This is a genomic window from Nitrosococcus oceani ATCC 19707 (genome assembly GCF_000012805.1).
Taxonomy (GTDB): domain Bacteria; phylum Pseudomonadota; class Gammaproteobacteria; order Nitrosococcales; family Nitrosococcaceae; genus Nitrosococcus; species Nitrosococcus oceani.
This window is the reverse complement of sequence record NC_007484.1, coordinates 1,691,713-1,702,680: the sequence shown is the minus strand read 5'-3', so window position 1 is coordinate 1,702,680 and position 10,968 is coordinate 1,691,713. Positions and strand designations below refer to the sequence as shown.

Sequence of the window (10,968 nt, the reverse complement as noted above, 5' to 3'; positions counted from 1 at the left end):
ATCGTACGCTAAGCATTGTGGGATGTGTTGGTGTTGAATGGACGAATAGCGACCGATCCCGCGGTTTCAGAATGGGGGGCGCGCAGCGCTTGAAGGGACTGCCGCAAAACACTGAACGCAGAGCTAAGAAATAGACTTGCAATGAGACTTCCAACAAGAATATCCGGCCAGCGTGAAGCGAGTAAATAGCTACCCGCGGCAGCCAGTAAGATACCAACATTCGCTATCAGGTCATTTCTGGAGCACAACCATGTGGAACGCATGTTGAGATTGTCGCTCCGGTGGCGGTAGAGCAGGAAAAAACAAACAAGGTTTGCCGCAAGCGCCACCCCTCCGATAAGGCCCATCATCTCCACGCCTGGCATAATAGGATAGAACACCTTGTAGGTGGCTTCCCCCAGTACGCCAAGGCCGAAGACAAGCATAAATCCCCCCTTTGCGAGAGCCGCCCCCGCCTGCCAGCGTACCGAACGGGCAAGCACAAAAAGGCTGAATCCATAGACCAAGGCATCGCCCAACATGTCAAGGGCATCCGCAAGAAGCGAGGTGGAATGAGCCAACAGACCCGCCCAGCCCTCTACGAAAAACATCACGAGATTGATAATCAGCACAATCCACAATACGCGTCCGTGACGTTCCCGGAGGGCGGTAACCTCGCAGCTTTTGTCCTCACAACAATTGGCCATTCCTCATGCTCAACTGATTTTTTAACATATCGTCCTATTTTGATATTGGCGAGGCGGAGATTTTCTTTCAACGATTGAGTGAATGTCCGCTTATTATACTTTCACCCAGTTCAAACGCAGCGCATTCCCTACCACGCTGACGGAACTAAGCGACATGGCGGCGGCGGCAAAAATGGGAGAAAGCAAAATGCCAAAAAAGGGAAATAGAACGCCCGCGGCTACCGGTACCCCCGCCGCATTGTAGATAAAGGCAAAGAAAAGGTTTTGGCGAATATTTCTCATGGTGGCTCTGGACAGATGAATCGCTTTGGTAATACCGTTCAGATCGCCTTGCAGCAAAGTCACACCCGCGCTTTCCATAGCTACGTCGGCGCCAGTTCCCATGGCAATCCCCACCTGGGCCGCCGCCAGGGCCGGGGCATCATTAATCCCATCCCCCGCCATGGCGACCACGGCGCCTTTATCCCGCAATTCGCCCACAATCCGATTTTTATCCTGGGGCAAGACATCGGCATACACTTCATCAATGCCCAGTTTCTCTGAAACGGCCCGGGCGGTGGTTTCATTGTCTCCCGTGAGCATGACAATTTTTAAACCCGCCTCATGCAGATCTTGAATAGCCCCGTGGGTCGTTTCCTTGATGGGATCAGAGACTGCAATGACCCCCGCTAATTTGCCATCAATGGCTACCAACATGGCGGTAGCGCCCTGGACCCGCAGCTCCTCGGCGCCTTTCCGAAGCGGTGCGGTATCAACCCCCAGATCGGCCATCAGCTTGCTGTTTCCCAAGGCAATCTCCCTGCCCTCTACCCGACCTTTCACGCCTTTTCCAGTCACCGCCTTAAAGCCCTTTGTATGAGCCAACACCAACCCCTCGTCATGGGCGGCCCGAACGATGGCCTCCGCCAGGGGGTGCTCACTTCCCTGCTCCAGGGCGGCGGCAAGTTTCAGCAGCTCATCCCGCTCCCATCCCTCGGCGGTTATTATCTCCGTTAAGGCGGGACGGCCTTCTGTCAGGGTACCGGTTTTATCTACCACCAGGGTATCCACTTTTTCCATGATCTCCAGAGCTTCGGCATTTTTAATCAGCACCCCGGCCTTGGCTCCTCGGCCTACCCCCACCATGATGGACATGGGTGTGGCCAATCCCAGGGCGCAGGGACAGGCAATAATCAAAACGCTCACCGCGGCAATCAAAGCATAACTAAAGGCGGGCGGGGGGCCCAAAATAGACCAGAGGATAAAAGCGATTACCGCAATCAAAACAACCGCCGGCACGAACCAGCCCGCCACAATATCCGCCATTCTTTGGATGGGGGCCCGGCTTCTTTGGGCATCAGCGACCATTTTAACGATTTGGGCTAGCATCGTTTCCCGGCCCACTTTCTCAGCGCGGATAATGAGAGAGCCATTGGCATTTACGGTAGCGCCGATGACCTTTGATCCCACCGTTTTTTCAACCGGCATCGGCTCTCCGGTAACCATGGACTCATCCACATGGCTGCTACCTTCCGTCACTACGCCGTCTACCGGCAATTTATCACCGGGGCGAATCCGTAAATGATCGCCTACTTGAATCTCTTCAATGGGGATCTCGGCGGCATGGCCCTTTTCATCGATTCGGTAGGCGGTTTTGGGCGCCAGACCGAGCAGGGCTTTGATGGCGCCGCCCGTCCGCTCCCGGGCGCGTAGTTCCAGAATTTGCCCTAACAGCACCAGAACGATAATGACCGCGGCGGCTTCAAAATAAACCGGAACAATGCCGCTTTCGCCGCGAAAGGCCGCCGGGAAAATACCAGGGGCGATAGTGGCGACCACGCTATATATCCAGGCAACGCCCGTACCCATGGCAATCAAGGTAAACATATTTAAAGAACGCTTCACCAGTGAATAAGCGCCGCGCACGAAAAAAGGCCAACCCGCCCAAAGCACAACCGGTGTGGCCAGCACCAATTGAACCCAGTTTGAAATGTTTTCGTCAACGAAATGGATATCGGTAAAATGCCCCCCCATGTCCAATACTAGCAGGGGGAGACTCAACACCAAGCCAATCCAAAACCTGCGCTTGAAATCGGTCAGTTCTGGATTTTCACCTTCCTCGCCAGTGATGGTTTCCGGCTCCAGGGCCATGCCGCAAATAGGGCAATTGCCGGGTCCTTGTTGGCGGATTTCCGGATGCATGGGGCAGGTGAAAACAGCACTAGACTCGCCATTCTGAACAGAAGCAGCCATGGTTTTATGGGTATGTTGGCGACTCTCCGTACGCATGGGTTTAATCCTCGTTGGGTTTAAAAACAGGGCTTACAATCTTAAGCTCGGGAATACTTAACTCTAGCAGAAGAGGCACCATTTTTCTTTCCTACGGCAATTATCAGGCTGCGCTCCAAACCGGGGGATTGCCGCGTATGCTGCCCTTACGGGGATACCCCCCTGCCCCCTATTCAGCAGGCCCGTACCCATGGCGGCGCCGCCAAAACGTGTCGTCCTTGATAGAACACCGAAGGGTAACGCTGTTGCCGAGTGGAGCGAAGGGGCCATTTTCCGGGTCGGCGCTGGTAATGAGTCAAAGGCTGCACTATCCTCGATAGTGAAGGCTATCGAAAAATGCGATCAAGGGGCCCTTTGAAGTCCGCGCTTTTTGCTGCTAATTTGGAGATAAAGGCATGCTTTTCAAACAGCTTTTCGAACCAGTATCCTCTACTTACACTTATTTGCTGGCCTGCCCCGAAACTGGCCAGTGCGCACTGATTGACCCGGTTATCGACACCACGAAACGGGATTTGGAAATACTGCAAGCGCTGGACTTGAAGCTAACCTATACCATTGATACCCATGTCCATGCGGATCATCTGACAGGCGCACTTAAGCTCAAACAACTTACCGGCAGCCAAATTTGTTATCCGGCCATGGACCAGTTTTCCTGCGTCGATATTGGTCTGCGAGAGGGCGAATCTTTTTCCATTGGCAACATCGAACTGCATCCCCTGTTTACCCCTGGCCATACCGACACCCATCATTGCTATATTGTGAACGACCAAACTCACACCCTCCTCTTCTCTGGCGATGCGCTTTTAATCGATGCCTGCGGGCGCACTGATTTTCAGCAAGGCGATGCCACCAGTTTATACCATAGCATTCGCGACAAGCTCTTTACCCTACCCGACGAAACCCTGGTTTATCCGGCCCACAATTATGAAGGACGATTCATCTCAACCATTGCCCAGGAGAAAAAGCGCAATCCCCGGATAAAGGAATCCACATCGCTAGAAGACTTCACAACCATCATGAACAATCTTGACCTGCCCTATCCCCAAAAAATCGATTTTGCCGTCCCCGGCAACCACATGTGCGGCCAATGCCCGCCTGATGTGCCCGAGGAATTCCGGGCACCCTGTAACCCCTATGATCAAGGCTAAGAAGGGGAGCGAAGTTACAGGCTGAAATCCACGAGGAATATCCCCTTGATGGGGAGTACAGCTAGAATTGAATAATCGAGCTATTAGCATAGTACCCCCTATTGCCGTAGGCTTGAGATATATATTAATGAGAAATTAACCCAATATTTACTGGGAGAAAGCATGATGAATCTGAGCAAATTCAATGAAACAACTGCGGTGGGCGGCCAACCTTTCAAGGAAGATTTGCAACAGCTGAAACAAGAGGGTTTCCAAACTGTCATTAACCTGCGTGCGACTGGCGAGAAGGATCAACCCTTAAGCCCGTCCGATGAAGGCGCGATTGTCAGCGAACTCGGTATGGAATACGCGCATCTTCCGGTGTCCATGGACGCCTGAAATGAAACCCTGGTGGACCAGTTCCGGGAGCGGCTAGAGGATGTCCCCAAACCAGTGTTTGTGCATTGCGCCAGTGGCAAGCGCGCTGGCGCTTTCACCATGATGGCCACGGCGGTCGAGCAGGGAATGAATGGGGAAACCGCCCTGCAAAAAGCCCGGGAAATGGGATTCGAATGTGACGTCCCCCAGCTTGAACAATTCGTGAAAACTTATATTGATAAAGCATAGGCAAAATCCAATAACAGGGAACGGAAAAAATTCAGAGCCCATCTTTGAACTGTCCGCGAAACCTTTCCCGAGCTTGTAAAATCATCCCATAAAACACGGGCAATACCAGTAAGTTGAGAATCATGACACTCACCAATCCCCCTACCATGGGGGCGGCGATTCGCTGCATAGTCTCAGCTCCCGTGCCCGAGCTCCACATGATAGGCAAAAGACCTGCAATAGTGGAAAAATCAGCCATGAAGACGGGACGTACCCGCCCCATGGTCCCCGCATAGGCCGCCGACATGATCTCCTTGGACGACAAGCGCAGAACCTTGGAGGAAGGAGGCGTATTTTCTCCCTCCTGGCGCTTTTTTAGCTTGGCTTGACGGCGCTGGGCCAGTTCCTGGTCGATAAAGGTCAATTTTAGCACCGCCGTTTCAGCCCCTATACCCGCCAAGGCAATGAATCCCACTCCTACGGCCACAGACAGATTAAAATCTAGCCAATATAGCAACCAGAAACCGCCAATGAGGTTGAAGGGAATAAAGCCCATCACGAGTAGCGGTTCAGTCACATTGCGGAAATTAAAATACAGCAGCAAAAAAATAATCAACAGGGTCAACGGCACCACGATTTGCAACCGCTCGGCCGCCCGCGCCATGTACTCATACTGACCCGACCAACTCAACGTGTAGCCGGGTGGAATATCTACTTCCCGTTGTACTACCTCCTTGGCTTTGGCTACATAGCCGCCTATATCCGAAGACTTAATATCCACGTAAATCCAAGCATTGGGCCGGGAATTTTCGCTTTTGATCACAGGCGGACCTCGATGTAACCGGAGATCAGCCACTTGAGACAAAGGGATTTGGGTGCCGGTGGGGGTGGGGATCAAAGTCCGTTTCAGTTGGGTCAGGTTGTCGCGCGACTCCCGGGGATAGCGCAGATTCACCGGATAACGTTCTAGCCCCTCGACAGTTTCCGTCACCTTCATTCCACCAATGGCGGTCTGGATCACATCCTGCACATCTCCCACCGTTAGCCCATAGCGGGCCGCCTCCTCTCGAGAAATATCGAAATCCAAGTAATAGCCCCCAGCAGCCTTATCCCCGAAAGCGGATAAGGTCTCTGGAAGCGCCTTCAGCGTCCGCTCGATGTCGCCGGCCACCTGTTCCAACACGGCCAGATCTGGTCCGCTTACCTTAATCCCAATGGGCGTTTTAATACCGGTAGAGAGCATATCGATCCGGGTCTTGATGGGCATAGTCCAGGCGTTGGTAATTCCTGGAAACTGAATGGCGGCATCCATTTCATCCATCAATTCTTTGGTCGTTTTGCTGGGGTCTGGCCATGCTTCCTTGGGCTTGAGCTGCACGGTAGTCTCAAACATGGAAAGGGGCGCCGGATCGGTGGCCGTTTCCGCCCGCCCTGCCTTACCAAAGACGGAGTGGACCTCGGGAAAGGTGCTCAAGATCTTGTCGGTCTGCTGCAACACCTCCTTGGCTTTGGTGATGGAGATGCCCGGATAGGCGCTCGGCATGTAAAGAATATCCCCTTCATCCAGGGGCGGCATAAACTCACTGCCGGTTTTAGCTACTGGATAAAGGGTCACTCCAAGTAAAACAAAAGCAATAATCAATGTGGTTTTACGAAAGCGCAAAGCCTGACGGACTGCCGGGGCAAACAGGAAATGCAGGAGGCGATTAGCCGGGTTCTTTTTCTCCGGCAGGATCTTGCCCCGGATAAAATAACCCATCAGCAAGGGAACCAGGGTGATGGCAAGCACCGACCCGGCCGCCATGGTATAAGTCGCCGTAAAAGCCAGGGGCTTGAATAGCCTGCCTTCCTGGGCTTCGAGAGTGAAGATGGCCAAATAGGATACGGTCATGATGGCCAGGGCGAAAAACAGCGCCGGTCCCACCTCTTTGGCGGAAATCCCCACTGTCACCCAGTGCTCATCGCGGGTAAGCGCTCTACCTTTCTCCAACACAGATCGTTCCAGATGCTTGTGGGCGTTCTCGATCATCACCACAGCGGCATCCACCATGGCGCCAATGGTAATCGCGATGCCCCCCAGGGACATGATGTTAGCGTTGAGACCCTGCCCTTTCATGATAATAAAGGCGATGAGAACCGCCATGGGCAAGGCCAAAATAGCCACCAAAGAGGAACGGAGATGGAATAGAAAGAGCGCAAGGACGAGGCTGACGATGATCACCTCCTGAAGAAGGGTCTCCTGAAGACTGTCCACCGCCCGTTCGATAAGCGCACCCCGATCGTACACGGGTACGATTTCCACCCCTTCCGGCAGGGACTGCTTTAGTTCCTCCAGCTTGGTCCGGACCCGCTGGATGGTAGCCAGGGCGTTTTCCCCATAACGCATGACCACCACCCCACCGGCCACTTCCCCTTCGCCATTGAGTTCGGCCAGGCCGCGGCGCAATTCAGGCCCTAAGTGGACATGGGCCACATCTGCGATACGGATAGGCGTGCCTTGCCTATCCACCCCCAGCGGAATATCGTTGATATCTTCAATGGACTGGATATAGCCGAGACCACGAACCATGTACTCGGTCTCCGCCATTTCCACCAAACGCCCGCCCACATCCTGATTGGAACGTTGGATGGCCCGCTTCACCTTGGAGAGGGGAATGTGGTAGGCCAGCAAAGCGTTAGGGTCCACCTCCACCTGATATTGTTTGACGAATCCTCCAATAGAAGCCACTTCAGCCACCCCCGGAACGGTCTGCAGAGGATAGCGCAGGTACCAATCCTGAATGGTGCGCAGTTGGGCCAGATCGTGTTTTCCGCTCCGGTCCACCAAAGCATACTCGTAGATCCAACCCACCCCCGTGGCATCGGGCCCTAAAGAAGGATTGATGCCTGCCGGGAGCCTGCCGCGGACATAGTTAAGATACTCCAGTACCCGGGAGCGAGCCCAGTACATGTCAGTGCCATCTTCGAAGATGATGTAGACAAAAGAGAAACCAAAGAAGGAATAGCCCCGTACCACCTTGGCATGGGGCACCGCCAACATGGCCGTGGTCAGAGGATAAGTCACCTGATCTTCCACCACCTGGGGGGCCTGGCCCGGATATTCGGTAAAGACGATGACCTGCACATCGGAAAGGTCCGGGATCGCATCCAGGGGGGTGTTTTTGAGGGTCCAGAGGCCCACGGCCAGCAGCAGCAGCGTAGCCGTCAGCACCAGAAATTTATTCCGGAGGGAAGCATCGATAATGAACTTAATCATCTTACCTCCTCAGGGGCTGAATGGGTGTGGGGGGTATGATTATCCTTGGCAGGACTCCCCTTAGGCGTTATCCTCTGTTTATGTTTGCCGGCATCCTCTTCCTGTTTTTCAGCGTTTATCGCCCCTAATTTGGGTTCTTTCATTTTGGCGGTAGCCTCCCGCAGCTTGGACTCGGAGTCGATGAGAAACTGGCTTGAGGTCACCACCTTCTCGCCAGGTTTGAGTCCCGCCAAAATTTCGGTGAAACCCTCGGCTGAGACCCCCACCTTCACCTCCCGAGGTTCAAATTTGCCGGGCCCACGCACGACGAACACCTGCTCCCGGGTGCCGGAGCGGACAATGGCTGCCTCCGGCACCACCACTGCGTCCACCTGCTTGCTGGCATGAATGGTCACATTGGCGAACATCTCCGGCTTCAACAAGAGATCAGAATTATCAAATTCCAGACGCAATTGAACAGTGCGGGTTTGTTTCTCCAGATAGGGATAAATATAAGCGACCGTACCGTGAAAAACTTGGCCGGGAATGGCAGTAACGCGCATCTCGGCTTCATCGCCGGCCTGGACCCAAGGCAGTTCATACTCATAAATGTCCACATAAACCCACACTTGACAAAGATCGGCCAAGGTATAGAGCTCCGTTTGGGGGGTCACATATTGGCCTTCACGAACACCAATTTGGAGCACAACCCCATGAAAAGGAGAATGGATATGCAGATTCTTATAAATTTTTTCGGCCTGTTCCAACTCGCGGATCTGATGTTCCGGCACATCCAATAATTGCAGCCGCTCCCGGGTGCTCTGGACCAATTCTTCCGCCCCTTGCCGAATATCTGGATAGGGGCTCATTTCAAGTGTTTCCCGGTTGCGCAGGGCGAGGAGATATTCTTGCTGAGTGGCTACCAATTGCGGTGAATAGAGACTGAGCAACATCTCATCTTTCTGTACCTTGGCGCCCGTTTTGTCGACAAACAGCTTCTCCACCCAGCCCTCGATTTTGGGATGAAGCCGCGCCAGGAGTTCTTCATTGTAATCGACCCGCCCCACCGCCCGTATCGTACGGGTCAGGGTGCGGCGCTCCGCCGTGGTAGTCCGCACCCCAATATTCTGTACAATAACCGGGTCGATTTTCACCGTACCCGCAGGCGCTTTGCCGCTCCCTTCCTCGTCTGCGTAAACGGGAACGTAATCCATCCCCATGGCATCCTTGGCGGGAACCGGCGAGGTGATTTCCGGATTCATGGGAGAACGGTAAAAGAGGGGCTTTTTAGCAGGAGTTTCCGAAACCGGCGCTGCCGTCTTCGGTGCCCAATAAGTGGCATACCAATAACCACCGCCCACCCCTATCGCTAGAGCGATTAAAAAGGCCAGAACAATAACCATAGCAGTCTGTTTACTCATTTCGTCTCTTCCTCGCCAGTAGCGGCGCTCAAAGCCGCCAAGGCTTGGTGGGCTTCCGCCAGCACTTTCCAGTACTGGGTTTCAAAGTTGTAAAGGGTAATCTGGGCATTCACTAGATTCAAAAAATCCACCTTGTTCACCTGATAGCCTGCCAACATAGAGGCAACCGTTTGCCGTGCCTGGGGGATGATTCCGGTCTTGAACAGAAGAAACTGCTCCCGGGCCTGTTGGTAATTGGCCAGCGCGGTGGAGATTTCCCGACGCACTTGCTGGCGTCTATCCTGAAGGGAATAGATTTGCTGGAGCACCTCGCTGGAACGCTGATCCACGGCCTTGGCCTGCTTACTACCGGCATAAAGAGGCACCGTCATGCTGAACATGACGGAGGCAAAATCGGCGCGGGCCCCCCCGCGCAAGGGATCATTTCCACTGCGAAAGCCGTAGGCCGTGCCCAGCTTGAAGTCCGGGTAGTAATCTTTTTTGGCTAAATCCCGCCGCTCGCGGGCGGCTTCAATCCGGTGTTGCTCGGCCGCTAGCAAAGGCCGATTTTTTTCCGCCTGGCGTTGCCAAGTCTCCTCCAGCGCCAGAGGCTGTAACTTCGTCTCCACCTCAACGGGGAGGCGCAGCGGGCGCGTTGTCGGCCAGTTCAGCAAAGCATTTAACCGAGCCTCGCTCGTGCGACGCAGCGCCGTAAGCTGAACTTCCAGATCCAGCAGCTTGGACAATTCCACCTGGGCTAACAAGACCTCCTGTTGCAGGCCCTGCCCGACCCGGTATTTAGTTTGAGCGATTTCCACGAACTGGCGCATCAATGCTTGATTACGCTTCACGGTTTCCAAGGCTTGGTCCAAATAAAACAGATTCCACCAGGTCTGCTTAACGTCCCGAATCAGCAGCAACCGCACCTCGTGCACATCATTGCCGGCAGCCGCGGCCTCATATTCCGCCGCGCTCCGCCGCAACCCCAGCTTACCGGGGAAAGGAAACGCCTGGCTGATTCCAATTTGCAACTGGGTCATGGCCTCCTGGCTACGGTCAAAGGTATCCACAGGAAGATTCAAGGTATTGAAACTAATCACTGGATCAGGCAGGGAGCCCACCTGAGAGGGAATAGCGGCCATGGCTTCAGCCCGGGCCCGCATCTCCGCCAAACCTGGATTATCCCGAAGCGCCGTCTTTATGGCGTCTTGCAAACTCAACCGCTTCTCTAGCGATTCCTCCCCAGGGCTGGCAGCATATTCTTTACCACTTTGCTGGGAGGGAGTCGAAACAGCCGGGGAATAACCTTGGGATGCGCCTCCTCCATCCATCCCGCTCTTATCTAAGCGGCTTTCCGAAAACCGAGCCTCTGGCCCCTCTAGAAAAGGCGGTTTGACTTCCGCCAAAGCCGCTATTGAAAAGATAAATAATCCACCGGTCACTACACCCTGAAAAAAAAACCGCGGACTATTTCTCTTCTTTCTCGCTCCGAATAAAAGAGTCAAAAAGATAGGTTTAAACATCTCCTTAATTCCTTGAAGGTAATCGTTTCTAGGCAAGCCACGGAGCTAAAGCACATCCGGCTTAGTCCTATGGCTATAACGCCCAGCGATCTAACAGGCACGACTAACGAGCTGTAAGGACAG

At 53.9% G+C, this 10,968-nt stretch carries 8 protein-coding genes; 3 read left to right on the top strand and 5 right to left on the bottom strand.

Going from position 1 to position 10,968, the window contains the following annotated elements:
- Positions 1-8 precede the first annotated feature (8 nt).
- Positions 9-686 carry a cation diffusion facilitator family transporter gene (locus NOC_RS08260; protein WP_011330688.1) on the bottom strand — a complete coding sequence of 226 codons (678 nt, stop codon included), beginning with the start codon at positions 684-686 and terminating at the stop codon, positions 9-11.
- 93 nt (positions 687-779) lie between these two features.
- Positions 780-2,954: a copper-transporting P-type ATPase gene (locus tag NOC_RS08255; protein ID WP_002809263.1), complete on the bottom strand. Its 2,175-nt coding sequence runs from the start codon at positions 2,952-2,954 to the stop codon at positions 780-782.
- A gap of 395 nt (positions 2,955-3,349) precedes the next feature.
- Between NOC_RS08255 and NOC_RS08250 the strand changes: the two genes are divergently transcribed.
- The 3 genes from NOC_RS08250 (at position 3,350) to NOC_RS17910 (ending at position 4,708) form a co-directional block, all read left to right on the top strand.
- Positions 3,350-4,102 (top strand): MBL fold metallo-hydrolase, encoded by a 753-nt coding sequence (locus NOC_RS08250; RefSeq protein WP_011330687.1) that lies wholly within the window; start codon positions 3,350-3,352, stop codon positions 4,100-4,102.
- Positions 4,103-4,264: 162 nt separating this feature from the next.
- Complete coding sequence (locus NOC_RS17915; RefSeq protein WP_002809976.1) at positions 4,265-4,480, top strand: beta-lactamase hydrolase domain-containing protein; 216 nt, start codon at positions 4,265-4,267, stop codon at positions 4,478-4,480.
- 12 nt (positions 4,481-4,492) lie between these two features.
- The gene (locus NOC_RS17910; protein WP_002808492.1) at positions 4,493-4,708 is read left to right on the top strand and encodes a hypothetical protein; all 216 of its coding nucleotides are present in this window, start codon (positions 4,493-4,495) and stop codon (positions 4,706-4,708) included.
- Positions 4,709-4,739: 31 nt separating this feature from the next.
- Here the strand turns inward: NOC_RS17910 and NOC_RS08240 are convergent, their stop codons facing one another.
- From NOC_RS08240 to NOC_RS08230, 3 genes are read right to left on the bottom strand one after another with little or no spacing between them, the layout of a single operon-like run.
- Positions 4,740-7,943, bottom strand: a complete 3,204-nt coding sequence (locus tag NOC_RS08240) for an efflux RND transporter permease subunit (RefSeq protein ID WP_002810016.1) — start codon at positions 7,941-7,943, stop codon at positions 4,740-4,742.
- Complete coding sequence (locus NOC_RS08235) at positions 7,940-9,343, bottom strand: efflux RND transporter periplasmic adaptor subunit (protein ID WP_011330686.1); 1,404 nt, start codon at positions 9,341-9,343, stop codon at positions 7,940-7,942. Before NOC_RS08235 ends, NOC_RS08240 begins: the two co-directional genes overlap by 4 nt.
- Positions 9,340-10,845 (bottom strand): TolC family protein, encoded by a 1,506-nt coding sequence (locus NOC_RS08230; RefSeq protein WP_002811088.1) that lies wholly within the window; start codon positions 10,843-10,845, stop codon positions 9,340-9,342. The genes NOC_RS08235 and NOC_RS08230 overlap by 4 nt, the downstream gene beginning before the upstream one ends.
- Positions 10,846-10,968 lie beyond the last annotated feature (123 nt).